20 protein-coding genes and 2 pseudogenes are annotated in these 24,540 nt (G+C 60.8%); 13 read left to right on the forward strand and 9 right to left on the reverse strand.

Annotation, left to right across the window (positions count from 1 at the left end):
- The first annotated feature begins 9 nt into the window (after nucleotides 1–9).
- The 3 genes from JFV30_RS12485 to JFV30_RS12495 are packed head-to-tail and all read left to right on the forward strand — an operon-like array spanning nucleotide 10 to nucleotide 2,415.
- Nucleotides 10–714: an ABC transporter permease gene (locus tag JFV30_RS12485; protein ID WP_010169350.1), complete on the forward strand. Its 705-nt coding sequence runs from the start codon at nucleotides 10–12 to the stop codon at nucleotides 712–714.
- 7 nt (nucleotides 715–721) lie between these two features.
- Nucleotides 722–1,420: an ABC transporter permease gene (locus JFV30_RS12490; RefSeq protein ID WP_169388363.1), complete on the forward strand. Its 699-nt coding sequence runs from the start codon at nucleotides 722–724 to the stop codon at nucleotides 1,418–1,420.
- Nucleotides 1,417–2,415: a DMT family transporter gene (locus JFV30_RS12495; protein WP_010169348.1), complete on the forward strand. Its 999-nt coding sequence runs from the start codon at nucleotides 1,417–1,419 to the stop codon at nucleotides 2,413–2,415. Before JFV30_RS12490 ends, JFV30_RS12495 begins: the two co-directional genes overlap by 4 nt.
- Here the strand turns inward: JFV30_RS12495 and JFV30_RS33150 are convergent.
- Nucleotides 2,371–2,883, reverse strand: a pseudogene (locus JFV30_RS33150) (TetR family transcriptional regulator C-terminal domain-containing protein); the annotation flags it as partial. The gene JFV30_RS12495 and the pseudogene JFV30_RS33150 sit on opposite strands and share 45 nt — an antisense overlap.
- A gap of 74 nt (nucleotides 2,884–2,957) precedes the next feature.
- Here JFV30_RS33150 and JFV30_RS12500 point away from each other — a divergent pair.
- The gene (locus JFV30_RS12500; RefSeq protein ID WP_201124032.1) at nucleotides 2,958–3,953 is read left to right on the forward strand and encodes a succinylglutamate desuccinylase/aspartoacylase domain-containing protein; all 996 of its coding nucleotides are present in this window, start codon (nucleotides 2,958–2,960) and stop codon (nucleotides 3,951–3,953) included.
- A gap of 846 nt (nucleotides 3,954–4,799) precedes the next feature.
- On the opposite strand, the gene JFV30_RS12505 is transcribed toward JFV30_RS12500, so the two are convergent.
- On the reverse strand, nucleotides 4,800–5,504 hold the full coding sequence (locus JFV30_RS12505; RefSeq protein WP_201124034.1) for a haloacid dehalogenase type II: 705 nt from the start codon (nucleotides 5,502–5,504) through the stop codon (nucleotides 4,800–4,802).
- A 114-nt stretch (nucleotides 5,505–5,618) separates the two neighbouring features.
- Here JFV30_RS12505 and JFV30_RS12510 point away from each other — a divergent pair, with 114 nt between their 5' ends.
- Both JFV30_RS12510 and JFV30_RS33660 read left to right on the forward strand, forming a co-directional pair.
- Nucleotides 5,619–6,479, forward strand: a complete 861-nt coding sequence (locus JFV30_RS12510; RefSeq protein WP_169388367.1) for a LysR family transcriptional regulator — start codon at nucleotides 5,619–5,621, stop codon at nucleotides 6,477–6,479.
- A 1,657-nt stretch (nucleotides 6,480–8,136) separates the two neighbouring features.
- On the forward strand, nucleotides 8,137–8,772 hold the full coding sequence (locus JFV30_RS33660; protein ID WP_442962342.1) for a methyl-accepting chemotaxis protein: 636 nt from the start codon (nucleotides 8,137–8,139) through the stop codon (nucleotides 8,770–8,772).
- On the opposite strand, the gene JFV30_RS12520 is transcribed toward JFV30_RS33660, so the two are convergent.
- From JFV30_RS12520 to JFV30_RS12530, 3 genes are read right to left on the reverse strand one after another with little or no spacing between them, the layout of a single operon-like run.
- Nucleotides 8,753–10,021 carry an EAL domain-containing response regulator gene (locus JFV30_RS12520; RefSeq protein WP_201124038.1) on the reverse strand — a complete coding sequence of 423 codons (1,269 nt, stop codon included), beginning with the start codon at nucleotides 10,019–10,021 and terminating at the stop codon, nucleotides 8,753–8,755. The genes JFV30_RS33660 and JFV30_RS12520 overlap by 20 nt on opposite strands.
- A gap of 9 nt (nucleotides 10,022–10,030) precedes the next feature.
- Nucleotides 10,031–10,414: a response regulator gene (locus tag JFV30_RS12525; RefSeq protein ID WP_010170795.1), complete on the reverse strand. Its 384-nt coding sequence runs from the start codon at nucleotides 10,412–10,414 to the stop codon at nucleotides 10,031–10,033.
- A complete protein-coding gene (locus JFV30_RS12530) occupies nucleotides 10,399–11,754 on the reverse strand; it encodes a sensor histidine kinase (protein WP_169388370.1) in 1,356 nt (451 codons plus the stop codon). Before JFV30_RS12530 ends, JFV30_RS12525 begins: the two co-directional genes overlap by 16 nt.
- Nucleotides 11,755–12,094: 340 nt before the next feature.
- Here JFV30_RS12530 and JFV30_RS12535 point away from each other — a divergent pair, with 340 nt between their 5' ends.
- A complete protein-coding gene (locus tag JFV30_RS12535; protein ID WP_201124040.1) occupies nucleotides 12,095–14,275 on the forward strand; it encodes a dermonecrotic toxin domain-containing protein in 2,181 nt (726 codons plus the stop codon).
- A gap of 127 nt (nucleotides 14,276–14,402) precedes the next feature.
- Here JFV30_RS12535 and JFV30_RS12540 read toward each other — a convergent pair whose 3' ends face one another.
- On the reverse strand, nucleotides 14,403–14,813 hold the full coding sequence (locus JFV30_RS12540) for a DoxX family protein (RefSeq protein ID WP_201124042.1): 411 nt from the start codon (nucleotides 14,811–14,813) through the stop codon (nucleotides 14,403–14,405).
- Nucleotides 14,814–15,103: 290 nt separating this feature from the next.
- On the opposite strand from JFV30_RS12540, the gene JFV30_RS12545 reads away from it, so the two are divergent.
- From JFV30_RS12545 to xylB, 5 genes are read left to right on the forward strand one after another with little or no spacing between them, the layout of a single operon-like run.
- Entirely contained in the window at nucleotides 15,104–16,636 is a 1,533-nt protein-coding gene (locus JFV30_RS12545) for a sugar ABC transporter ATP-binding protein (RefSeq protein ID WP_201124045.1), read from the forward strand.
- A gap of 25 nt (nucleotides 16,637–16,661) precedes the next feature.
- On the forward strand, nucleotides 16,662–17,630 hold the full coding sequence (locus JFV30_RS12550; protein WP_201124047.1) for an ABC transporter permease subunit: 969 nt from the start codon (nucleotides 16,662–16,664) through the stop codon (nucleotides 17,628–17,630).
- A gap of 33 nt (nucleotides 17,631–17,663) precedes the next feature.
- Nucleotides 17,664–18,605: an ABC transporter substrate-binding protein gene (locus JFV30_RS12555; protein ID WP_010170799.1), complete on the forward strand. Its 942-nt coding sequence runs from the start codon at nucleotides 17,664–17,666 to the stop codon at nucleotides 18,603–18,605.
- 21 nt (nucleotides 18,606–18,626) lie between these two features.
- Entirely contained in the window at nucleotides 18,627–19,619 is a 993-nt protein-coding gene (locus tag JFV30_RS12560) for a substrate-binding domain-containing protein (RefSeq protein WP_201124049.1), read from the forward strand.
- A 1-nt stretch (nucleotide 19,620) separates the two neighbouring features.
- The gene (gene xylB / locus JFV30_RS12565) at nucleotides 19,621–21,096 is read left to right on the forward strand and encodes a xylulokinase (RefSeq protein WP_201124051.1); all 1,476 of its coding nucleotides are present in this window, start codon (nucleotides 19,621–19,623) and stop codon (nucleotides 21,094–21,096) included.
- A 4-nt stretch (nucleotides 21,097–21,100) separates the two neighbouring features.
- On the opposite strand, the gene gcvA is transcribed toward xylB, so the two are convergent.
- A complete protein-coding gene (gcvA, locus tag JFV30_RS12570; RefSeq protein WP_201124053.1) occupies nucleotides 21,101–22,003 on the reverse strand; it encodes a transcriptional regulator GcvA in 903 nt (300 codons plus the stop codon).
- 130 nt (nucleotides 22,004–22,133) lie between these two features.
- On the opposite strand from gcvA, the pseudogene JFV30_RS12575 reads away from it, so the two are divergent.
- Nucleotides 22,134–22,906: pseudogene (locus JFV30_RS12575) on the forward strand (SDR family NAD(P)-dependent oxidoreductase).
- A 142-nt stretch (nucleotides 22,907–23,048) separates the two neighbouring features.
- Here the strand turns inward: JFV30_RS12575 and JFV30_RS12580 are convergent.
- Both JFV30_RS12580 and JFV30_RS12585 read right to left on the reverse strand, forming a co-directional pair.
- Entirely contained in the window at nucleotides 23,049–23,903 is an 855-nt protein-coding gene (locus JFV30_RS12580) for an NmrA family NAD(P)-binding protein (RefSeq protein ID WP_201124055.1), read from the reverse strand.
- Nucleotides 23,904–23,999: 96 nt separating this feature from the next.
- Complete coding sequence (locus JFV30_RS12585; RefSeq protein WP_201124057.1) at nucleotides 24,000–24,443, reverse strand: Lrp/AsnC family transcriptional regulator; 444 nt, start codon at nucleotides 24,441–24,443, stop codon at nucleotides 24,000–24,002.
- Between the last annotated feature and the right edge of the window lie 97 nt (nucleotides 24,444–24,540).

Consider the following 24,540-nt stretch of genomic DNA (forward strand, 5'->3'; position numbering starts at 1 on the left):
GGAGCGCCGATGTTCGATCTACTCAACTTCAGCGAGCAAGGCTGGGGCAACGCATTGCTCAAAGGGTTATGGATGACCCTGCAGATCTCCGCCGGTTCGTTTGCGGTGGGGCTGCTGATCGGCCTGGTGGTGGCCTGTGCCAAGCTCAGTGCGCCGCGCCCGATTGCCATGCTGATGCGCGGCTACACCACGGTGTTCCGCGCGGTGCCCGAGTTGCTGCTGATCCTGTTGCTGTATTACGCAGGCTCCATGGCCCTCAATGCGCTGATGCTGTGGCTGGGGTTCGAGCAGTTCAACATCAGCGGGCCGCTGGTTGCGATCCTGGTATTGGGGCTGGTGCAGGGCGCGTACGCCTCGGAGATTTTCCGCGCGGCGATCCTGGCGATTCCCCACGGGCAGATCGAAGCGGCGCGGGCCTTCGGCTTGAGCGGCCTGGGTCTGTTTCGCCGGGTGACCCTGCCGATCATGGCGCCGTACGCGCTGGCCGGCATGTCCAACCTGTGGATCAACCTGATCAAGGACAGCGCGCTGATCAGCGTGGTGGGCACCAACGAACTGCTGTACACCGCCAAGCAGGCGGCGGGCTCGACCCGGCAATACCTGTTGTTCTACCTCACGGCCGCCGCCTTGTATTACCTGGTGACACTGGCCTCCAACTACCTGTCCGGGCGCCTGGAACGACGTATTCGTCGCTGGATGCCGGTTGTCGAGTGAGCCGCACATGCCTGAGTGGATAAGTTATTACGCAGGACTGATCGCCAAGGGCTTGCAGACGACCCTGTCGTTGCTGGTGATCTCGGCGCTGCTGGGTTTCGCCCTGGCGGTGCTGGTGGCGCTGGCACGGCTGTCCCGGCGCAAGTGGCTGGCCCGTTGCGCACTGGGTTACACCAGCGTGCTGCGGGGCACACCGCTGCTGATCCAGATCTACATTTTCTACTACGGCCTGGGCAGCCTGTTTGCCCAGTTTCCGATGATTCGTGGCAGCTTTTTCTGGCCGTTCCTGCGGGACGGTTACTGGTACATCGTGTTTGCCCTGGTGTTATCGGTGGGGGCGTACGTCGGCGAAGTGATTCGCGGCGGCCTGCTGGCGGTGCCCAAGGGCGAAATGGAAGCCGCCTCGGCGTTTGGCATGACGCCTCGCCAGGCGCTATTGCGCGTGCGCCTGCCACGGGCCATGCGCCTGTTGCTGCCCACACTGGCGGGGGAAACGGTGATGTTGCTCAAGTCCACGGCACTGGCCTCCACCATCGCGGTGGTCGACCTGCTCGGCGCCGCCAACGTGGTGCGCGCCCAGACCCTGCAGATCTACCAGCCGCTGCTGCTGGTGGCCGGGGTTTACCTGTGCCTGACCTTTTTGATTGAAGCCCTGTACGCGATTGCCGAGCGGCGTGGCACACCGTTGCGCAGGTCTGCCGGATGAAAACCGATCGCTCGTTGCAAGGGATTGCCCTGTGCTCACTGGCCTATGCGTTCCTGGCGTTGCAGGACGCCGGGATCAAATGGCTGGTGGCCGACTATTCGGTGTTCACCATCCTGTTCTGGCGCAGCCTGGTGGTGGTCGCCGCCTGCGTGATCGCCGGGCGCCTGGGCCTGCTCAAGCGTGCCTGGCACTCGGTCAGCCGCAGACTGTTGATCATCCGCGGCCTGTTGTCGCTGCTGGCCTGGCTGCTGTACTACACCGCCGCCAAGGACCTGACCCTGGCGGAAATGACCACCCTGTATTTTTCCGCGCCGATCATGGTCACGTTGCTGGCCGCGCTGATCCTCAAGGAGCGCGCCAGCCGTGGCCAGTGGGTTTCGCTGATCATTGGCTTTGTGGGCGTGGTGATCGCCTGTCGCCCCAGCAGCATGGTCGACCCGCTGCCCATTGGCCTGACGCTGGCCGCCGCGCTGTGCTGGGCGTTTACCTATATCCAGCTGCGCCAGGTAGACGACAACACCTCGGTGCTCGAACAGATGCTGATCACCAACGTGGTGTTCGTGATTTGCATGGCGGTGACATTGCCCTGGACGCACACACCCTCACCGACACCGGCATGGCTGGGCATGCTCGGCGCCGGGCTGGTGGGCGGTATTGGCCAGTTCCTGTTGTTTGCGAGTTTCCGCCGGGCCACGGCAACGCTGTTGGCGCCGTTCGAGTACACCGGGTTGATCTGGGCGTTCCTGCTGTCGAGCCTGGTGTGGGGCACGCTGATGGACGTATCGCTGATCTTCGGCGCCGTACTGATCGCCATCAGCGGCACCCTGGCCATGCTCAGCGCCCGGCACCCTGTGTCACAAGACGTGGTCGGCGCTGAATGCTCCGTGACGCAGCCCTTGTATCCAGCAGCGGCAGATGTGCAGCCCGTCGGCGGGGCTGAAGGTGCCGGGGTTGAGGCACCACTCGAGCCAGAGTCCGTCGAGCATCGCCGATAAGCCGATGGCCGCCAGGCGCGTGTCGTGGATCACGAAGCCTTCGCTCGCGGCCAGGTCGTCGAGCAGTTGGCGAATCAGTTCGAGGTAGGCGCGGTAGCTTTTTTCATGGGAGTCGTTCACGGGGTCCGAATGGCGGATCAGGCTCCAGAACACCACCCACACACCCAGCAGTTTCGGGTCCATGACCCGTGAGGAAAACGAGCCGGCGAGGAACGCATCCAGCCGTGCGGCAGGGCCCTGGGCCTGGTCGACTTCCTGCCACAGGGCGGTGGTCAGTTCGCTGGCGAGCTTGTGGTAGGTCTCGGCGATCAGTGCATCGATGCTGCCGAAATGGTGATTGAGCAACCCCACCGAAACCCCGGCTTCAGCGGCGATGCGCCGCACGGAGATACCGGCATGCCCGTCCCGGGCGAGGCTGGTGAGGGTGGCGGCAATCAACAGGTCGCGACGGTCTTCGGTCACAGGCACACCCTTGGTAAAAATACATGGTTGAACGTGTGTTCAATATATACCCACAGCTCCAACAAGAGGAGGGCAGCGGCATGGCAAAAGACCTTTCGTGGCAAGTCCCGGGCGATTCGGGGAACACCCTGCACATCGGCGCCTGGCGCTTTGAGGGGGATGGCAGCGGCCCGCGGGTGCACCTGCAAGCCGGCGTGCACGCCGATGAAATCGCCGGGATGCTGGTGTTGCACCAACTGCTGCCACGTTTACAGGCGTGCCAGGACCAGGGGCGGCTCAAGGGCACGGTGACAGTGGTGCCCCAGGCCAACCCGTTCGGCATTGGCCAGTTTCGCCAGGGGCGGTTGCTGGGGCGCTTTCATGAAGCCACCGGGCAGAATTTTAACCGGGCGTTCGATCATTCATTGGCGATGGAGCGCCCGGCCAGCAACCTGGCGCAATGGCAGAAAAGCCTGGTGCAACTGGCGGCCGATGCCGAGTTGGTGCTGGACCTGCACACGGATGATGAAGCGCTGCCGTACCTGTATATCCACCGCAGCTTTTGGCCCGAGGGTCGGGCATTGGCGGCGGCGTTGCAGGTGGACGTGGTGATTGTCTGGGACGAGGGCGGCGACGGGTCGTTTGAGGAAACCATCATCAATCACGCCAACCCGCGAATGGCTGCGACCATTGAATTGCGCGGGCAGGCGGATGTGAGTGACGCCCTGGCCGGGCAGGATGGCGATGGTATCTGGGCCTGGCTCTGTGCAAGCGGGGTGATCGACGAAGCCCCCGTGATTGCCGATTGGCAGGGGCAGGTGGTGGACATGGGGTGCATGGAGACCATCCTGGCGCCGTGCCCCGGGGTGTTGGTGTTTGAAAAACGCCTCGGTGAACAGGTCGAGGAGGGCGAACGGTTTGCGCGGATTATCCGGCGGCCCGGGGACCCGGCGTCTGAAGTGGTGCTGCATGCGGCGCAAACCGGGCGCATGGTGACGGGGCATCGGGAGCGCCTGGTGTCTCAGGGTTCTGTGGTGGCCAAGTTTACCGGTTCGCGGTTGTCTGACAGCTACAGCGGTGGGGTGTTGGATCCTTAGTAGAGGTGTACATATCCGTTTTTTTGTGATGGCTTCGATGGGTTCCGCTCTTACAGCGGGTCACTTTTGAAAGGAGCCCAAAAGTAACCAAAAGGCTCTTGCCCCACCACTCGGCACCTCGCTAATGCTCGGTGTGCCCTCACTCCGGTATTACTACGCGGGCCGCCGCGACGGGGCGTCCCTGCCCCGTCGCGGCTAAACCGGCGTCCTGCCGGTTTACCCGCTCCGTACTACCTGCGTTCGGCCAGCGTGGTTTAACGGGGCGCCTAAGATCAAGATCAAGATCAAAAGCAGATCAAGAACACAGCGGCCTACAGGCCGGCTTGAGTGGTGTGAAGCAAAGGCAAAATCAAAATCAAAAGCGAGCACGATCCCCCTGTAGGAGCTGGCTTGCCGGCGATGGTCGCTAACGATGACGCGGGCATACTGATTCAACGCGGCGCTCTCAGGTTTTTCGCCGGCAAGCCGGCTCCTACAGAAAAGCAGCTCTGCTTTCGCTTTGGCTTTTGCTGTGGCTTCTACCACTCAAGCCGGCCTGTAGGCCGCTGTGCTCTTGCTTTTGATTTTGATCTGGCTCTGACTGCCCCAATAAGCCCGAGGCCGAACGCAGGTGGTGCGGAGCGGGTAAACCAGCAGGACGCCGGTTTAGCCGCGCTGGGCCAAGGATGGCCCATCGCGGCGGCCCGCGGAGCATCGCCGGAGTGAGGGAACACCGAGCCTTAGCGAGGTGCCGACAGGCGGGGCAGAGCGTTTTGGTTACTTTGCCGCTTTTGCAAAGTGACTCGCTGTAAGAGCGAAACCCTAAGCCGCCGTTACCCAACTAACGGATATGTACCCAAAACCACCTCACCACCCCAACGACTCAAACAACCCAGGCACCCCCTCCAGCGTCGGCAAAATCGCATCCGGCCGGTAGTCGGGCAGCAATGTGCGACCCGTTCCCCGGTCGATCCACACGCAGCGAAACCCGATATCCCGCGCCGCCGCGTGATCCAGATGCGGGCTGGCGCAAATATGCACCACCTCCTCAAGACTCACCCCCAACTGCGCATGGGCATGGTCAAACAACCGCCGATCCGGCTTGTAGGCCCCGGCCTGCTGGGCTGTGATCACCCGGTCAATGGTCCCGCCCAGTTGGGCAACGTTGCCGGCAATCACATCGTCATCCGTGTTGGAGACGATGCACAGCTTGTAGCCCATGGCCTTCAGTTGCTTGAGCGTCCGGACCACCTCCGGGAACGGCGGCATCGCACTGATGCGGTCCGTCAGGATCGCAGCGTCGCGCGCATCGGCTGGCAAACCCAACTCCTGCAGCGCCTGCCGTAACCCAAGCCCCGCCAACGTCCGAAAGCTGCGATGCGGTGGCGTTTGCTCCAGCGCATGTTCATGGCGGTCATACACGCTGATCAACGTCTCCGTATCGACCCTGTGCGCCCCCTTGGCGGTGAGAATCTGGTCGATCGCCGCACGCAAGCCTTCATCCCACTGGATCAACGTGCCGTAGCAGTCAAAGGTCAGCCAGAGCGGGCGAGGGGAGTGTTCAAGGGACATGGGGCACCTGTTCAGGGAAGTCAGTGATGACTGAAGCATAGGAACAGTACCCGTCAGTTGGAAATTAAATTACCCTCTACAACTCAGTTGAATTGTCGATATGAAGGTCGCGCCATGTTTGATCTCGAACTGCTGCACACCCTGGTCTGCGTCGTGGATGAAGGCAGCTTCACCCGCGCTGCCGAGCGCGTGCACCGCACTCAGTCCACGGTCAGCCAGCAGATTCGCAAGCTCGAAGAGAGCGCCGGGCAGACGTTGTTGGTACGCGACCGCTCCGGGCAGCAAGTCAGCCCCACCGAGCAGGGCGAGTTGCTCACCCACTACGCACGCCGGTTGCTGAACCTGTCCAGGGAAGCGCGGGACGCCCTGAGCACCGAAGCCAGCGTGGTGCCCGTGCGCCTGGGCGTGCCGGAAGATTTCGACGCCGTGCGCATGGCCTCGATGCTCAGCGGGTTTGTGCGGGCGCGTCCCGAAGCGCGGCTGGAAACCGTCAGCGGCATGAGCACCGACCTGCGCCGGCAACTGGACGCCGGCGAAATCGACATCGCCCTGGTCAAGCGTGAAACCGGCAGCGGCGACTGCCACGCCAGTTGGCCCGAGCCGCTGGTGTGGGTGAGCGGGCAAGGCCAGGACCTTGACCTCGAGACCCTGCCATTGGCGCTGTTCCCCCAAGGCTGCATCTACCGCCAACGTGCCACCCGTGCCCTGGACAAGGCCCGGCGCAGTTGGCGGGTGGCGTTCGGCAGCCACAGCCTGACCGGGATTCAGGCGGCGGTGACCTCCGGTTTGGGGCTGAGCATTTTGCCGGTCAGCGCGGTGCTCGCCAGCCATCGCGTCTGTACCGAACTGCCGCCGGTGCCGCCCTCGGAACTGGCACTGGTCAGTGGCGCCGAACGCCTGGGCCCGACGCACCAAGGCCTGATCGAATTCCTGCGGGAAGAGATTTCACTGCCACACACTGGTGCATCTTATTGATTGCATGCAACTTTTTGTGGCGAGGGAGCGCGCTCCCGTTGGGCTGCGCAACAGGCCCAGCACCCTAATAAATAGCAGGCTAGCTAATTGGCGTGTTAATTGCCTTGAGTTATGGCAATTAGACATCACTCCCGGAGTCCGCCATGAGCAGCCTGTCGAGCAGCACGATGCAGTTATCTTCCGCCGAAAAAGCTGGCTGCCCTGGTGGGGCAAGACCGGCAAGTTCGCCATGGGCTGGTCCTGCCGCCTCAACCGCAGCGTGTACCCGGTGATGGAGCAAACCTTCGAGGCCATCGCCGAAACCCGGGTCAAGCTTTTGCAAACCTGGACCCGGGAACAGTGGGAACACCTCAGCGAACTGGCCAGTGTGCTCACCCGCGACACCGTGCTCACCGACAACAGCCTGCTGCTGGACAAACTGCAACAGGCTGGCGACTTCTCCGAACTGTTTATCGTCGACCTCAAGGGCGAGGTGCTGACCACCACCTGGAACCCGTCCGCGCACCGCACCCTGAACCATCAAGCCCTGGCCGCCGGTCTCAAGGCGCCGTTCCTTCATGGCCCCTACAGCGACCCGCTGACCTTGCAGATCGGCCCTTCGTCCTCGCGCTTCCATGACGAAGTGACCCTGATGTTCTACCAACCGCTGACCCGTGAGGGCAGGGTGCTTGGCTGCCTGTGCGGGCGAGTGCCCAACGACATCCTCGGGGATTTGATCCAGCGCGAGGCCGGGCATATTTTCCCGGAGTCCGGCGACAACTACCTGTTCATGGTGCAATCGCGCTTCGACCCGGCGCTTCAACCCGGTATCGCATTGTCCCGTTCGCGCTTCGAGGACGGCGCCTTCACCCACGGCGAAAACCTCAAGAGCGGCGTGCACACGCCTTGGAAAACCGTGCAGATCCAGCGCCATACCGAACTGGAATTGCGCTTTATCGACCCGGCCACCCAACAACTGCACCCCGGTGTACGCGAGACCATCCGCAAGGGCTCGAACCTGTTTGTCACCTATCCCGGCTACTCCGACTACCGCCACATCCCGGTGGTGGGCAAGGGCGTGACCTTTGAACTGCCGGGCTCGCCGGACCGCTGGGGCATGATGTGCGAGGCCGACCTGGAAGAGGTCTACCGCCGGCGCTCCCTGAGCCACGGCTTGATGAAACCCTACATGGCGACCATGGCCGGTCTGTTTGCCTGCAATTTCCTGGTCCGCCACTACAGCGGCTTGCCCGCCGCCTGGACCGATGCGTGCGAAGTATTGAGCATGGTCGTGGCGGCCATGCTGTTCAGCCGCCTGGGGCCCAAGCGCCTGGCCGCACGCCTGAATGAAATGACCGAAGTGATCCGCACCATCGCCGAGGGCGAAGGCAACCTGCGCCAGCGCCTGGACAGCGGGCGCATGGTCAACGACGAGACAGGCGACATGAGCCGCTGGATCAACAGCTTTATCGACCGCCTGGATTCGGTGGTCGGCCAAGTGGTCAAAGCCAGCCACAGCGTCGGCAACACCAATCAGTTGATGCTGGGCCGCAGCGAGGCGGCCGGGTTGATGTCCCATGAAGTGGCAGACGCCACCCACCGCATGATGATCATCGTTGAAGAGCAACTGGGGGAAATCCAGCAAGCCTCGGTGAGCGCCGAGCAAATGAAGCAGGCCATGGACGAGGTGGTCAGCCGCGCCCGCGAGCAATTCCTCGCGGTGCAGGTCGGCACCCAGTCGATTCGCGATGTGGTGCAGCGCTCCTCCGAAAGCGTGCAACTGCTGGACAGCCGCATGGCGCAGATCAGCAACATCACCGGGTTGATCAGCGACATCACCAACCAGACCAACCTGCTGGCCCTGAACGCGGCGATTGAGGCGGCCCGTGCCGGCGAGCATGGCCGCGGTTTTGCGGTAGTGGCCGACGAAGTTCGCACCCTGGCGTCGCGCACCTCCAAGGCCGCCGAAGACATTCGCCAGATGGTCGAAGGCTTGCAGAGCGAGACCCGCAAAGCCGTAGGCTTCATGGAAAACGGCGTGACCAATGTCGACAGCAGCCTGCGCCTGGCCGAGGATGCGTCGTCGGAAAACGTGCACCTGCACCAGGCGGTGGAGAGCATGTTCAGCATCATCCAGCAGCTCAACGCCCGCAGCCTCGACTATGGCAAGACGATCAAGCAGGTCAGCCACTCTTCGGAGCAAATGCGCCTGACCGTGGGGGTGTTGCAGACCAGCGCGGAAACCGTGCGGGTGAATGCCAACAAGTTGCAGAAGCTGGTGGGCTTGTTTGAGGTCAGTGGGGCTGCGGCCTGACCAGGCCACGTTTCTCCAGCAACAGGCGCTCCAGTTCCTGCATCGGCAACGGCCGGCTGAACAGATAGCCCTGGATCTGATCGCAGCCGGCTTCCCGCAGGAACTCCAGCTGCGCCTGGGTTTCCACGCCCTCGGCCACCACCCGCAGCTTCAGGCTGTGGGCCAGTTCGATGATGGTGCGGGTGATCGCCGCGTCCTGGGGGTTGCTGGTGACTTCGCGGATAAACGCGATATCGATTTTCAGCGTATCAATCGGAAATCGCCGCAAGTAAGCCAGGCTTGAATAACCGGTGCCGAAGTCATCGATGGAAATCTTTACCCCCATCGCCCGCAGCCGGTGCAGGCTGGCGATGGTGTGCTCAGTGTTTTCCATCAGCGAGCCTTCGGTGATCTCAACCTCCAGCCAATGCGGTTCTACGTTAACGCTGGCGAGGGACTGTGTGATGTCGGCAATCAAGTCACCTTCGATCAATTGATGCCCCGACACGTTGACCGACACTTCGACGGCACCCACCGCACTGGATTGCCACTCGGCGATCTGGCGGCACACGTTGTCGATCACCCAGCGACCGAGCACCACGATCAACCCCAGGCTCTCCAGGATCGGAATGAATACCGCCGGAGACACCGCGCCATAACCGGGCCGGTCCCAGCGCAGCAAGGCTTCAAGGGCACATACCTGACCGCCGGCCAGCTCGACCTTGGGCTGGTAGTGCAATACGAATTCTTCACGTTCGACGGCCAGGCCCAGGGCTTTTTCCAGCTCCAGGCGAGCCAGGTCTCGGATGTTCAACCGGGCGGCGGCATGCTGGTGATGTTGCAGTTGCTGCTCCAGCATCAGGCTGTGATTTTTCAGCCGGTCGCCATGGGCCTTGAGCCGCAGCAAGTTACGCACCCGCAACCACAACTCGACCCGTTCCACCGGCTTGCTGATGAACTCTTCGGCACCGTTTTCCAGTCCGCTCAGGCGGGCGCTGGGCTCACTCAGGGCCGAGAGCATGATGATCGGGATGTTCGCGGTGGTCGGGTCCTGCTTGAGCTGGTTGGCCACTTCGTAACCGTCCATACCCGGCATCATGATGTCCAGCAGGATCAAGTCCGGCGGCCGTCGCGCCACCAGCTGCAAGGCTTCTTCACCACTGGCGGCGCTCAAGGTCTGGTAACCCTCGTGGCGCAGCAGGGTTTCCAGCAGCTTGCGCACCTGGATTTCATCATCAACGATCAACAGCGTTGCGGGTTGGCTGGCCATGGAGAGGACTCACGTCAGAGGAGTAATGTTTTGTTGCAGCAGCGTGTCGATCACCTGGTACAGCTCTTTGTAGCGCAGCGGCTTGATGATGTAGGCGTCGCAGCCGGCCCGCAGGGTTTTATCGCGGTCTTCCTTCATGGCCATGGCGGTCAGGGCGATCACCGGGATGTGCGCAGTGTGCGGGTCCTGCTTGAGCAACGACGTGGCCGCCAGGCCATCCATGCCGGGCAACTGAATGTCCATCAGGATCAGCGCCGGTTGTTTTTCCCGGGCCAGGGTCAGCCCGGTCTCGGCATCGGCGGCCCACAACACGCTGTGGCCGGCGTTCACCAGCAGCAGGCGGGCGAGGCGCATATTCGCCTCGTTGTCTTCCACGATCAGGATTTCGGCCATGGGGCCTCCGTATCCGCGGCGCGGTGCAGCGGCAGCCACACCACAAAGCGGGCGCCGGCACCTTCGCGGCTGGCCACGGCGACGCTGCCGCCGTGCAGGTCGGTCAGTTGCTTGACCATCGCCAGGCCCAGGCCCGTGCCTTCGAATTTGCGCGCCAGGCTGCTGTCGATCTGGCTGAAGGCCTTGAACAACTTGCTCATGTCGTCGCGGGCGATCCCGATTCCGCTGTCGCTGACGCTCAGCTCCAGGAACTGTTGATGCGCACTGGGCTGCAGGGCAAAGCCGTGGGTGGGCCAGTCGCCGGGAATCTGCCCGACTTGCAAGCGACTCACTTCACGCACCGACAGGGTCACGGAGCCGCCGTGCTCGCTGAACTTCACCGCATTGGCCAGCAGGTTGTAGATGATTTGCTTGGTCTTGCGCAGGTCCAGCTCAAGGGTGCCGAAGTCGTCCGGGCTTTCAAGCTTCAACTGGATGCGTTGCAAGGCGGCCTTTTCCCGCACGATCAGCAGGCTGTTGGCCAACAAGCCCGCCAACTCCACGGCTTCCAGCTCGAGGTCCATCATCCCGGCCTCGACCTTGGACAAGTCGAGGATGTCGTTGATCAGCGACAGCAAGTGCTGGCCACTGGTGAAGATGTCGCCGATGTATTCGCGCTGGATATCGCTCATGTCGCCCACCAGGCCGTCCTTGAGCGCCTCGGAAAAACCGATCACGGCGTTCAGCGGCGTGCGCAGCTCGTGGGACATGGTGGCCAGGAACTCGGACTTCATGTGGCTGGCGTGTTCCAGTTCCAGGTTCTTTTCTTCCAGGGCGCGCTCAAAGCCTTTGCGTTCGGCTTCTTCCTGCTTGCGCGCGGTGTTGTCGGTGCCGATCAGCAGATAGCCGATGATCGCGTCGCTTTTATTGCGCAGGGCCGTCACCGAGACCATCGCCGACAGGCGACTGTTGTCCTTGCGGATATAGGTCAGCTCGTAGATGTCTTCGATGCCCCGGGACGCCTTGAACACCAGGGCTTCAAAGCCCGGCGTGATCGGCGTGTCCAGTTCCAGGCTGAGGGCGGCGGCGCGGGTGATCAGTTCGGCGGGGTCGGAGATGTCGGCCGGTGTGACGCGGTTCAGCACATCGGCGGCGGCATACCCGAGCATGCGTTCGGCGCCGACGTTGAAGATCTGGATCACGCCTTTTTCGTCGGTGGCGATGCTGGAAAAGTAGGCGCTGTTGAAGATCGCGTCTTGCAGGGCGCCGGTCTTGAGCAGGGTTTTCTGGCGTTTGAATTCGACGATTTTTTCGGCCCGGGATTGGGGTTCGGGCGAGTTGTCGAGAGCAGGTTTTTCCATCGCAGGGCATTCCGTGAACTTCAGGCCCGACACCGCCGAAGGCCGTGCCGCAGAGCATGCTCACAGAAGATCGCACGGGTGCGATGAGGAGGAGATGAGGTCTTTTGACAATAGCAGGTATTAGTCACGCCGAATGAAATCCATTTGAGTGCCTTAAAGCATGAATCAATTCATTTGGGTTCTATCTGTCGCCTCCATCAACGACGCGACATAAAAAGTAATGCCTTCGGAGGAACAGATTCCTACGCTCTGGCCACGCAAGGATGACGGATAACCTGGTGAGGTCTTGCGCCTCATGAAGAGAATTCATTCATTCCCCCCCTTGAACGGACGACTAAGCATGCTGATCAACGCCGGTAACTATCCCTTAAATCACATCCCCGGACCATCGGGATCATTGGGCCCGAATGCCGCGCCCGCCGGCAGCTCCTCCGTGGCAGTATCAGAAAAAAACTGGGACCAATCCAACGATACCTACACCCTGTCGTCGACAAAAGAAAAGTACGTCGAAGCGATTGTGAGGGACATGAACAACGGAAGTTTAACCCCTGAAGCCAAAGAGTTGGTGGATGCGTTGCTGACTACAGACAAGCCCAACACCCAAAAAGTGCAAGTCAAGACATTTGCCGTTAATGGTATTCAAGCCAACAACATCATACTTATTGAGCGTGTTCCTCCTACACCGAACGGCACAAATCACCTACTGTATTTGCCTCAGAATGACGGCGATTCATTTTTTAGTTTTAAAAACGGCCAAGAGATGAATGATTGGTTAAAACACCTCATCACTGATCCGAATAAGCTGGAAACTTTATTAAGTCACTTTCCGCCGCACTTGCACAGCCAGATAAAAGACAGCTTGATAAAGTTCGAAAAAAATGATGTCAACGCAGTAGTTGGGCCTTATGCCTATGAGGGCGATGATGTTTTCTCTCGACTGGATAATGCATATAGCGCTCCGCCAGCCCCTGTTAACGGCCTGACTGACCTGCGCCTGGAGAAAGAAGGTGCAGACGGACGCCTCCTCTTTTCGGGCAAACGTCCAAGTGGTGAAACGGTGTATTACGAGTACGATGCCTACGGTAATTTTCAAGGTGAAGACCGCAAGGGTAATTTTTACTTTGTGAAGAATGGTCTGAATCGTCCCGAGATGCTTTCTCCACTTACCGCCGGACAGTTCAGGGCCAAAATAACCAGTGTCGCGCAGGACAATGTGGGCGCCAACGATGTAAAAGGGCTTTATCAGGAATTTCTTCATCATTTGGAAAATCCCGCGTATGGAATAAGTGACGCACTTCAGAGCTTAGGAATAAATAAGGATGCGGCCAATACCGTCGAGCGCTATCTGGATAACCCCTTTACTGCATTGCTCCTTGACCTGAATAAAAATAATATGTTTGGCAAACTATTCGGTGTTGACAAGGAAACGATGGATAAAGACTTGACGATGGTTGGTGGAACTGCCCAGGGTTTTATTCCTTACTACGGGCAAGCCAGAGTGTTGGGCTCTCCTACGGCCAAGGCACTCAGAAATGAACCACTTACCGACGAAGAAAAAAGAGACATGGCTGATGCGATGGCATTAAAACCGGGCAGTCAGGCAAGGAGAAATTTGCAGCCGCCATCATCTGAAGTTAAATCCAGCTTAAAAAAATCCCCGTTTGATGAGAATAAGCCTGTAGAAAAACCAAGCACTAAGTCAGAACCTGAACGTACTACGGCTTTACCGCCGACAGGTGCTGAGCATCCGGGAATGGTTAAAATCGAGTATAACGGGAGTAAGAAATATTATGTCGCTGACACCCCCGACGCCGGTGACGGCGAACATTATCTATTGCGCGTGGAAGACCCCAATGATCCTTCTAAACTAGTGAGCTCTGGTATTATCGCCAAGCCTGATGAAACCGGTGTATGGCAAAAAAGAGGAGTCAAAGGCGGTGGCTGGCCAAGAAAAACCAAAGAGCCAAATAACAACACACTGAATGCTAACAGCCCCGAGGGCTTTATGGAGGGTCTGCTTAAACAGCGTAACGAAACGCCTGGTGCCTACCCTAGAGTAAGATCCGTAGCCGACATTAAGAAAGCGGACTTCCCCATTCCGGAGAAAATATACCGGGCCCATACTGGAGCGGAAAGCAAAGATAGCGGTCTTCGGCGTGCTGCCGGAACCGAGCTATCCGGGGACGACTACTTGGCCGCTATTATCAAGCATACGGCTCGACAAGGTGGAAGCGGTGGAGAAGTCATGTCTTTCAGTGCGAGCAAGGCAAAAGCACAGAGTTTCTCCACGCAATACCTTAAGGACGGAAAATCAGCTCCAGTTTATACAATCGACACTACAAGAGATCCACAGGCATTTCGGACAATTCCCGACATTATTCTCAAGGATGGTGAAAGGTTGGTGAGGGAAGGGAAGATCACCAAGGCAACACTATTGAAAGCCACCGACGAAATTCTCAACTATGAAAAAGAAGTTTTTTATATCAAGGGGGATGTACCGCCGGAGCTAATCGTCCAGTAGCTAGCGCTCCAGCTTTTTCATCGGCACAGGTCGACTGAACAGATAACCCCGGATCTGATCATAGTCGTTGAGCGATTTGATGGCTGAAAACATCCCCCGGAAGCTTTCAGCCCTCAAATGAATAGATTCAGCTCAATACCGCACGCTGTGAGCGCAGGTGGTCGAGGCTGAAGCTACCCGCACCAAACACCGCGATTTGCAGGAACCCGCCGCAAATCGCCAGGTTTTTCTGGAAGTTGATCAACTGGCCCTTGTCACCGAAGTGATTGTGGAACAGCAACGCCGTCATCAACGTAAAGGCCGCCATCAACAGCGCCACCGGGCGCACGCGATAGCCCAGCAGCAACGCCGTGGCCAATCCCAACTCCACCACCAGCGCAATGCCGTAGGCGAGGGACGGGAAGGGCGCGCCGGAAGCCGCGATATACGTGAGGGTGGCCGACGGTGCCATCAGTTTGCCGATACCGCTGAAAAGAAACAGCGCGACCAGCAAGGCACGGCCAAACAGCAAGGTGAGGTTTTGGTTAACGGTAGTCATGGTGCGACCTGCAGGTGGTGGGAGGAAGTTTGTGCGGATCATTCATGAGTGGGCGGGGAACGGAGAAGGCGTATCTGTTTATTCACACTATTTGATTTACGGATAGTGGTCAGGCGTTAACCAAATGAAGGTTTCTTCATCTGATGAAACGTTTAATCAACCGATAAAAGGCCTACGCAAGCGCTTGCGTAAACAAATGTATCTGATTAGAGTCGGCAGCAATCAGGTCTGCCGATGGCTGTCATCGGCACACGCTTGAACACAAAAATAATAAAACCAGGAGCTCAGTCATGAGCCTTGACCCCTTGCTTGAAATGCAGGGCATCAGCAAGACCTTCAATGGCCTGCGGGTGCTCAAGAACGTCAGCCTGAAAGTCTATCCCGGTGAAATTCACGCCTTGATGGGTGAGAACGGCGCCGGCAAATCGACGTTGATGAAGATCCTCTCCGGTGCCTACCAGGCCGATGACGGCGGCAGCATCCGCATCGATGGCCAGCCCGTCGCCAGTTACAACCCTGCCTCCGCCAAAGCCCTCGGCATTGCCGTGATCTACCAGGAACTCAGCCTGTGCCCGAACCTCACGGTGGCCGAGAACATCTACCTGGGCCGTGAACTGCGCCGTGGCTGGACCATCGACCGCAAGGGCATGGAGGCCGGGGTGGCCGAGGTACTGGCGCGGCTCGGTGCGGAGTTCCTGCCCACCACGCGCGTCGCCAGCCTGTCCATCGCCGAGCGCCAACTGGTGGAAATCGCCCGGGCCTTGCATGCCCACGCGAAAATCCTGGTGATGGACGAACCCACCACGCCGCTTTCATCCCGGGAGACCGACCGTCTGTTCGCGCTGATCAAACAGCTGCGCAGCCAGGGCCTGGCGATCATCTACATCAGCCACCGAATGGCCGAAATCTACGAGCTGTCGGACCGGGTTTCGGTGCTGCGGGACGGCGAGTACGTCGGCGAACTGGCGCGGGACGTGCTGTCGGCCGAGGTGCTGGTGAAGATGATGGTGGGCCGCGACCTTTCCGGTTTCTACAAGAAAGAACATGCCGCCTACGACCCGGGCCAGGTGGTGATGCGCGTACGTGACATGGCCGACGGCAAGCGCGTGCGCCACTGCAGCTTCGACCTGCACGCCGGTGAAGTGCTGGGCATCGCCGGGCTGGTGGGCGCCGGCCGTACCGAACTGGCGCGGCTGATATTTGCGGCCGACCCACGTACCTCCGGCACCCTTGAGGTGGTCGGCAAGACCGTGACCCAGCTGCGCAACCCGGCGGACGCGATTCGCGCCGGCGTGGTGTACCTCACCGAAGACCGCAAGGCCCAGGGCCTGTTTCTCGACATGAGCGTGGCCGACAACATCAACGTGTGCGCCTGTGTGCCGGATGCCCATGCCGGCGGCGTGCTCGACCGTGGCCACGGTGCGCAGCGGGCACGTGATGCAATCAAGTCGCTGTCGATCCGCGTGGCGTCGGGCAAGGTCAATGTCGGGGCGTTGTCCGGCGGCAACCAGCAGAAGGTGCTGTTGGCGCGGCTGCTGGAGGTCAAGCCCCATGTGCTGATCCTCGACGAACCTACACGGGGCGTGGACATCGGCTCCAAATCCGAGATCTACCGCATCATCAATCAACTGGCCAAGGCCGGCGTGGGCATCGTGGTGATCTCCAGCGAGCTGCCGGAAATCATCGGCACCTGCGACCGCGTGCTGATCATGCGCGAAGGGCAACTGGTGGCCGAAGTGGGCGGGGCATCCGGGCTGGATATTTCCCAGGAGGCGATTATCGACCTCGCCACCGGCAGCGAGCAGGTGCCGGCCCATGGCTAATTCAAACACGAGCGGGAGCAACACCATGACTGTGGCAACGATCGGCAAGGCTGAGCGTATTCGGGAACTGATGCGCACGGTGGGCATGTTGCCGGTGCTGGTGTTGCTGCTGGTGGGCTTTGCCCTGGCCAGCGAAAACTTCATGACCGTGCAGAACCTGTCGATCATCACCCAGCAGGCGTCGGTCAACGTGGTGCTGGCGGCGGGCATGACCTTTGTGATCCTCACGGCGGGCATCGACCTGTCGGTAGGCGCGATTCTCGCCGCCTCGGCGGTGGTTGCGCTGCAAGCCTCGATGTCGCCGCAATTCGGCATGTTCGGGATTGCTGCCGGGATCGGCTTCGGGCTGTTGCTCGGCCTGGTCAACGGCGGCCTGATCGCCTTCATGCGCCTGCCGCCGTTTATCGTCACCCTGGGTGCGCTGACCGCCATGCGCGGTTTGGCGCGCCTGTTGGCCGACGATAAAACCGTGTTCAACCCTGACTTGCCGTTCGCCTTTATCGGCAACGATTCAGTGCTCGGTGTGCCATGGCTGGTGATCATCGCCGTGGCCGTGATCGCGCTGTCGTGGTTCATCCTGCGGCGCACGGTGATGGGGGTGCAGATCTACTCCGTGGGCGGCAACCCGGAAGCGGCGCGTCTGTCGGGGATCAAGGTGTGGAAAGTCCTGCTGTTCGTCTATGCCATGTCCGGCGCTTTGGCCGGTCTCGGCGCGGTGATGAGCGCGTCGCGCCTGTTCGCCGCCAATGGCCTGCAACTGGGGCAATCCTATGAACTGGATGCCATCGCGGCGGTGATTCTCGGCGGCACCAGTTTTACCGGCGGCGTCGGCACCATTGGCGGCACGCTGATTGGCGCGCTGATCATCGCGGTATTGACCAACGGCCTGGTGCTGCTGGGCGTGTCGGATATCTGGCAATACATCATCAAGGGCATCGTGATCATTGGCGCGGTGGCGCTGGATCGTTATCGCCAGTCCCGTGCACGGACCTGATTTCACTCAAACAACAATCACAAGAGAGTCATCATGAACTTCAAACGCATGTTTCCTGTTGTCGCCTCCCTGGGCGTTGCCGTGTTGATGTCCCACGCCGTAGAGGCCCGTGAGCTGAAAGCCATCGGCATCAGCATGGGCTCCCTGGGTAACCCGTATTTCGTGACCCTGGCCGATGGCGCCACGGCCCGGGCCAAGGAGCTGAACCCGGCGGTCAAGGTGACCTCGGTGTCGGCCGACTATGACCTGAGCAAGCAGTTCTCGCAGATCGACAACTTCATCTCGTCCAAGGTCGACCTGATCCTGCTCAACGCCGTCGACCCGTCGGCCATGGCCTCGGCGATCAAGAAAGCCCGTGACGCCGGGATCGTGGTGGTGGCGGTGGACGTCGACGCCAAGGGCGTAAATGCCACGGTGCAGACCGACAACGTCGAAGCCGGCAAGCTCGCCTGTCAGTTCATCGTCGACAAGCTCTCGGGCAAGGGCAACGTGATTATCCAGAACGGTCCGCAAGTGACCGCGGTGACCGATCGCGTCAAAGGCTGTAAAGCGGCCCTGGCCAGCGCACCGGATATCAAGGTGCTGTCGGACGACCAGGACGGCAAAGGCTCGCGCGAAGGCGGCTTGAACGTGATGCAGGGCTACCTGACGCGCTTCCAGAAAATCGACGGCCTGTTTGCGATCAACGATCCCCAGGCCATCGGCAGCGACCTGGCCGCCAAGCAGTTGAAACGCAGCGGCATCATCATCACCTCCGTGGACGGTGCGCCGGACATCGAGAATGCCTTGAAGACTGACACCCTGATCCAGGCCTCCGCCAGCCAGGACCCATGGGCCATGGCTCAGACGGCGGTCAACGTCGGCAATGACATTCTCAATGACAAACAACCCGCCGAAGCGGTTACCCTGCTGACCCCAAAACTGATCACCCGCGACAACGTCGGTTCCTACAGCGGCTGGTCAAGCAAACATTAAGCGCGCGCAGGAGTGAGTACCGTGGCAACCATGGAGGATGTGGCAAGAATTGCAGGGGTGTCGACGTCGACGGTTTCTCACGTCTTGAACGGCACCCGCAAGGTCAGCCCGGACACGGTGCAAGCGGTGCAGAGCGCGATCAGCCAGTTGGGCTACATCCCCAATACGCTGGCGCGCTCCCTGGCGAGGTCCACCACTAACACGATTGGCGTGGCGATCTCGGCGCTGTCCAACCATTACTTCAGTGAAACGGTGCACGCGATTGAAACCGAGTGCGCCAAGCACGGCTACATGATGCTGTTTGTCGATACCCACGACGATCCCGAGCAGGAACTGCGCGTGGTTACTGCGCTGCACCACCGGCGGGTGGACGGCATTCTGCTGGCGCCGTCCACCGGTTCGCTGGCCCTGGAATACTTGCAGGCCAATGAAGTACCGGCGGTGTTGGTGGACCGGATGATGAGCGACCGTTTCGATCAGGTCGGGGTGGAAAATACGCTGTCCACCCAGGCCCTGGTGACGCACTTGATCGAGCATGGCCACCGGCGCATCGGTTTTATTTCCGGGCGGGCGGGGCTGGGCACTTCCGATGAGCGCGTGGCCGGTTATCACGCTGCGTTGCAGGCGGCTGGATTGCCGCTTGATCCACAGTTGCTGGTCAATGGCGGCTCCAGCAGTGAGCCGGCGCGCCACGCCACCACGCAATTGCTGGCCCTGGAGACACCGCCCACGGCAATCATGGCGGGCAACAACCTGATGACCCTCGGTGCAATGCATGCCTTGCGCGATGCGCGTATCGAGGTGCCCGGGCAAATGGCCCTGGTGGGCTTTGATGATTTTGACTGGGCGGACTTCTTCGTACCGCGCCTGACCCTGATCGCACAACCGGTGCAGGAACTCGGCGCCCGTGCGGTCAACCTGCTGCTTGAGCGCATGGCGTCGCCCAAGCGTAAAAAACACAGCGTGCGGCTTGCGCCCACCCTGAAGATTCGTAATTCATGCGGCTGCCCCTGATATGAACAACCCGGTTTCCCTTGGCATTGATCTTGGCACCTCGGAACTCAAGGCGATCCTGATGGACGAGCACGGCAGCGTCCTCGCCCATGCCGGTGCGCGCCTGACGATATCGCGCCGGCACACGGGCTGGTCCGAGCAGGCGCCGGAGGATTGGTGGCACGCATGCCTCAGCGCCCTGGACCAGTTGCGCGCGGATCAGCCGCAGGCTTATGGCCGCGTGAGCTGCATTGGCTTGTCCGGGCAGATGCACGGCGCCGTATTGCTGGGGGATGACGACCGGGTGTTGTACCCGGCCATCCTCTGGGATGACTCCCGCGCCATGGCCCAGGCCGAAGCCCTGGGCCGCGAGTTTGCCGAGGTCACCGGCAGCTTGCCGATGGCCGGCCTCACCGCTCCGAAACTGCTGTGGCTGCAGCAGCACGAACCCGATGTATTCGAGGCAATTGACTGCGTACTGTCGCCGAAGGATTACCTGCGCCTGCGCTTGAGTGGTGAGCGTGTGAGCGATGTGTCCGACGGTGCCGGCACGTTGTGGCTGGACGTGGCCAACCGGCAATGGTTCGAGCCCATGCTGCGTGCAACGGGTTTGCGATTGGCCCAAATGCCAAGGCTGGTGGAAGGCGGGGCGGCCAGTGCTCATTTGAACGCTGCGGCAGCGCGGCGCCTGGGCCTGGCCGAGGGCCTGGTGATTGCCGGCGGTGGCGGGGACAACCCGGTGGCGGCGGTGGGCATCGGCGCGGTGAATGCGGGGGATGCGTTTATCACCCTTGGTACCAGCGCGGCCATTGTTGCCATCACCGACCACGCGGCGGGCAATCCGGCGAGTGCCGTGCATAGCTTCTGTCATGCACTGCCCAATCGCTGGTACACCATGGGCGCCATGCTGGCCGGAGCCAGTTGCTTGCGCTGGGTGACACGGTTGACGGGCGCTGTCGATGAGCAGGCGTTGCTGGATCGCGTGCAGGCCGAGTTGCCGCTCGGGCAGGCTGTGGCGGTTTCCAATCCGTTGTTCTTGCCGTACCTGGCGGGCGAACGTACGCCCCATAACGACCCGTTGCTGCGCGGTGGTTTCATGAACCTGGGGCATGACTGCACGCCGGCGATGCTGGGTTATGCGGTGATGGAGGGGGTCGGGTTCGGGCTGCTGGATGCACTGAATGCGGTGCAGTCAGCCGGAGCCACGGTGGGCCCCTGCGCACTGGTGGGCGGTGGCGCGCGCAGTGAATATTGGGCGCAGTTGCTGGCCAATATTCTTGAGCGGGAGATCTACACCTTGCACGGCAGTGAACTGGGTGCGTGTATGGGGGCGGCGAAGCTGGGGTTTGTGGCGAACGGGCAGGGCGCGGCACTGCTGAGGGCGGGGATGCCGGTGAAGGCCCGGTTTTTCCCGGATAGTGCGCAGGCAACTGTGCTGCACGCGCGGTATCACAAGTTCCAGGGGCTGTTGGGCGCCGCCAAGGCGTTGCACGATTAAACTCCTACTGGGCCAGTAACCAGTCACGAAACGCCTGCACTTTCGCCAGCTCGCCGCAATCTGGCCGGTACACCACGTAGTAGGCGAGGGCCACGGCGCTTTTGACCTGGCCAAACGGGCGGATCAGGCGCCCGGAAGCCAGGTCGTCGTGCACCATTACGCTGCGGCCCAACGCGATGCCTTGCCCTTCGATCGCCGCCTGCACCACGGCCGCCGAGTTGTTGATGCGCAACCCGTGGCTGGCATCCGTACCCGTTTGCCCCATGGCATCCAGCCAGGTTCGCCAGGTGGGAAAGCCGGGGTCTCCGGCCATGGAAAGGTCATGGATCAGCGTGCATTGCGCGAGTTGTTCCAGGCTGAGCGTGCCGTCAGCGAGGGCTGGATAGTTGGGGGAGCAGACGGGAAACAGGTCCTCGTCCATCAACTTGATCGCGGTTAATCCGAGCCAGCTGCCGGCGCCATAGCGCACGCCGATGTCGATACTCTCTGCGAGAAAATCCAGGGTCTTGAGGTTGGTGTTCAGCAGTACATCGATCTCCGGATGCAGCTGCTGAAACCGCTCCAGCCTGGGCAACAACCACTTGCCGGCAAACGCCGGGCTGACCGTCACGGTCAGGTCGGCGCTCTGTGAGGCTTCCTTCAACCGCGCCAACCCCACCCGCAACCGATCAAAACCCTCGCGGATATCCGGCAACGCCGACCGGGCCACGTCCGTCAGCAGCAACCGCGTATTGCCGCTGCTGGCCCGGGTGAATAACGGCACCCCGAGCCACGCCTCCAAACTGCGCACTTGCTGGCCGACGGCGGCTGAAGTGACGTTCAGCTCTTCAGCTGCCGCAGAGAAGCTTTGATGCCGGGCCGCGGCTTCGAACGCGCGCAGGGCGTTGAGGTATCCGAGTGAGTTCATCTAAAGAATTTCTTTAATGATGGCGAAAGAGATCTGGTTTGTTGGCCTTACGCCAAGCCGCAAGAATAGCAGGCAACCCGGCGATAACAGTAACAGGCGCTGGAAACCCTACACTCAGAGGTTATTTGCCATGCAAAGATTTTCTTCCAAGGTTGTGATCGTTACCGGTGGCGGTTCGGGTATCGGCAAAGAAGTCGCACGCCGTTTTGTGGAGGAGGGCGCCAACGTGGTGATTGGCGGTCGAGACGCCGCCAAACTGCAGCGTGTTGCTGAAACAATCGACCCAAGCGGCACCTCGATTCGCGCACTGGCCGGCGACATCGCCAACCCGGCCACGGCCCAGGCCCTGGTAGACGAGGCGGTGAAGGCGTTCGGCGGGGTGGATATCCTGGTAAACAACGCGGGCGTGTTCCGTCCCAAGCCGTTCCTGAAGTGGATGCCACGGAATATGACTGGTTTCTCGACACCATCCTCAAAGGCAAATTCTTCATGGCCCAGGCTGCGGCAAAAGCCATGCTGCAACGCGGTGGCGGTGCGATTGTGCAGACCGGTTCCCTGTGGGCGATCCAGGCCATTGGCGCTACACCGTCGGCGGCGTACTCGGCGGCCAACGCCGGGGTGCATGCGCTGACCCGCAACCTTGCGATTGAGCTGGCCTCGTCCAATATCCGGATCAACACCGTGGCCCCGGCCGTAGTGGAAACCCCGGTGTATGGCACGTTCATGGACGAAAACCAGGTCAAGGCAGTGCTGCCGACGTTCAACGCCTTTCACCCGTTGGGCCGTAATGGCCAGCCGGCGGATATTGCCCAGGCAATCCTGTTCCTGGCGTCGAGCGAGGCTTCGTGGATTACCGGTACGGTGTTGCCTGTCGATGGTGGCGTGACTGCGGGCCGTAACTGACTGGGCAACCCGGCCTGGCCTTAAACCTGTGGCCAGGGCTCTTGTGGTGAGGGGCTTGTCCCCGCTGGGCTGCGAAGCAGCCCCAAAAAACGGGAGCGCTTCGCACTCCAACGGGGACAAGCCCCCTCGCCACAGAGACGATTCAGGCTTTGGCAGCCAGTTCGCGCAGCACCTTGAGCAACGTGGTCTCACCCTTGACCACCCCGGCATGCTCAAAGCAGATCCAGCCTTCATTGAACCCATCGATCATGCGCATGCGCGGCAACGGATTCTGCGCACCTTGCTCACGAAACATCGGTTCCCAGGTATCCCGAGGCACCACCTGCGCGATCACGCCGCGACCGAGCACTTCGGTCAAGGTGCGGGCAATGTCGTTCGGGCTGACCCACTGGCCTTCCAGCTCAACCACCCGGTGCCCGCTCCAGTGTTGCTGCAACAGTTGCGCGGCGAGGCGGCCGACGTCAGCGGTGGCGATCATCGGTACGGCTTTGTCCAGCGGTTGCAGGAAGCTGTTGATCACCCCGTGTTCACGGGCGGCGACCACGTCATAGGCCGCGTTTTCCATAAACCAGCCCGGACGCAGGAAGGTCACCGGTACGTTCAGCGCGCTCAACGCCTGTTCCATCAAGGTGCGCTGACTCAGCAGGTTAACGTGCTCGGCCTGGGCGCCGATGGTCGACAGGCACACCACCTTTTGCGGTGCTGCAGCCTCGATGGCCTGGGCGACGGCGGCAATCACCTTGCGCGCCTCGGGAAAACCGGGCGCCGGGTCGAAGTCCGACGGCGGCAGGATGAACACGCCGGTGGCGCCCTTGAACGCTTCGGTAAGTGCGGCGGCGTCGTCCATGTTCGCGATGGCGACCTCGCAACCCAGCGCGGCCCATTCGGCGCCTTTGGCGGCATCGCGGATCACCGCGCGCACCGGTTGATGATCATTGAGGAGAAACCGCGCCAGGGCGCCGCCGACTTTGCCTGTGATTCCGGTAATGACATACATGGTGTTTACGCCTGTTGTTCCAATGTGTGGATCAAGCATAAACACCGCACTCGATGCACAGAATAGCGATCCCGTCACTGCATCAGTGACTCAAAGTCACGAGTCGCCAAGTGGCGGCAACCGGCGTTTTACCGGGGTTTTCTTGACGATGGCGGTGTTGGTTTCGGCGTACGCGTTGAGCCGGTCCAGCAGGGTGTCCAACTGATCCATGGTGCGCACGTGCAGGCGCGCAATGAAGCAGTCATCGCCGGTCACCTTGTCGCATTCGGTGAACTCCGGGATCGCCTGGATCTGCCGTTCCACTTCCTGCAGTTTCCCGGGCAGCGGGCGAATACGCACGATGGCTTGCAGCAGATAGCCAAAATACTTGGGGTCGATGTCCACGGTGTAGTTTTTCAACACGCCGCGCTCTTCCAGGCGGCGCAGTCGCTCGCCGACACTGGGGGAGGAGAGGCCGGTGATGCCCGCCAAGGCCTTGAGGGACAGGCGTGAATCATCCATCAGTGCGGCGATCAGTTGCTGGTCAATGCTGTCAATCATGGTCGCTCCGAAAGCCATTGCGCGGGTTTGCCTAATAAGAATAGGCGAAACACACGGTTCGCCTTATTTAGAATCTGGAGTCGCTTCAACTCAGATT

The sequence above is a fragment of the Pseudomonas sp. TH32 genome (genome assembly GCF_016650855.1).
Classification (GTDB): Bacteria; Pseudomonadota; Gammaproteobacteria; order Pseudomonadales; family Pseudomonadaceae; genus Aquipseudomonas.

Excerpts from the sequence above, each read along its gene's own strand:
- JFV30_RS12540 (WP_201124042.1), bottom strand. The coding sequence starts at position 14,813 with ATGACTACCGTTAACCAAAACCTCACCTTGCTGTTTGGCCGTGCCTTG.
- JFV30_RS12500 (WP_201124032.1), top strand. The coding sequence starts at position 2,958 with ATGGCAAAAGACCTTTCGTGGCAAGTCCCGGGCGATTCGGGGAACACC.
- gcvA (WP_201124053.1), bottom strand. The coding sequence starts at position 22,003 with ATGAACTCACTCGGATACCTCAACGCCCTGCGCGCGTTCGAAGCCGCG.
- JFV30_RS12585 (WP_201124057.1), bottom strand. The coding sequence starts at position 24,443 with ATGATTGACAGCATTGACCAGCAACTGATCGCCGCACTGATGGATGAT.
- JFV30_RS12520 (WP_201124038.1), bottom strand. The coding sequence starts at position 10,021 with ATGGCCAGCCAACCCGCAACGCTGTTGATCGTTGATGATGAAATCCAG.
- JFV30_RS33660 (WP_442962342.1), top strand. The coding sequence starts at position 8,137 with ATGGACGAGGTGGTCAGCCGCGCCCGCGAGCAATTCCTCGCGGTGCAG.
- xylB (WP_201124051.1), top strand. The coding sequence starts at position 19,621 with ATGAACAACCCGGTTTCCCTTGGCATTGATCTTGGCACCTCGGAACTC.
- JFV30_RS12485 (WP_010169350.1), top strand. The coding sequence starts at position 10 with ATGTTCGATCTACTCAACTTCAGCGAGCAAGGCTGGGGCAACGCATTG.
- JFV30_RS12530 (WP_169388370.1), bottom strand. The coding sequence starts at position 11,754 with ATGGAAAAACCTGCTCTCGACAACTCGCCCGAACCCCAATCCCGGGCC.
- JFV30_RS12495 (WP_010169348.1), top strand. The coding sequence starts at position 1,417 with ATGAAAACCGATCGCTCGTTGCAAGGGATTGCCCTGTGCTCACTGGCC.
- JFV30_RS12510 (WP_169388367.1), top strand. The coding sequence starts at position 5,619 with ATGTTTGATCTCGAACTGCTGCACACCCTGGTCTGCGTCGTGGATGAA.
- JFV30_RS12525 (WP_010170795.1), bottom strand. The coding sequence starts at position 10,414 with ATGGCCGAAATCCTGATCGTGGAAGACAACGAGGCGAATATGCGCCTC.
- JFV30_RS12545 (WP_201124045.1), top strand. The coding sequence starts at position 15,104 with ATGAGCCTTGACCCCTTGCTTGAAATGCAGGGCATCAGCAAGACCTTC.
- JFV30_RS12535 (WP_201124040.1), top strand. The coding sequence starts at position 12,095 with ATGCTGATCAACGCCGGTAACTATCCCTTAAATCACATCCCCGGACCA.
- JFV30_RS12555 (WP_010170799.1), top strand. The coding sequence starts at position 17,664 with ATGAACTTCAAACGCATGTTTCCTGTTGTCGCCTCCCTGGGCGTTGCC.
- JFV30_RS12580 (WP_201124055.1), bottom strand. The coding sequence starts at position 23,903 with ATGTATGTCATTACCGGAATCACAGGCAAAGTCGGCGGCGCCCTGGCG.
- JFV30_RS12550 (WP_201124047.1), top strand. The coding sequence starts at position 16,662 with ATGACTGTGGCAACGATCGGCAAGGCTGAGCGTATTCGGGAACTGATG.
- JFV30_RS12490 (WP_169388363.1), top strand. The coding sequence starts at position 722 with ATGCCTGAGTGGATAAGTTATTACGCAGGACTGATCGCCAAGGGCTTG.
- JFV30_RS12505 (WP_201124034.1), bottom strand. The coding sequence starts at position 5,504 with ATGTCCCTTGAACACTCCCCTCGCCCGCTCTGGCTGACCTTTGACTGC.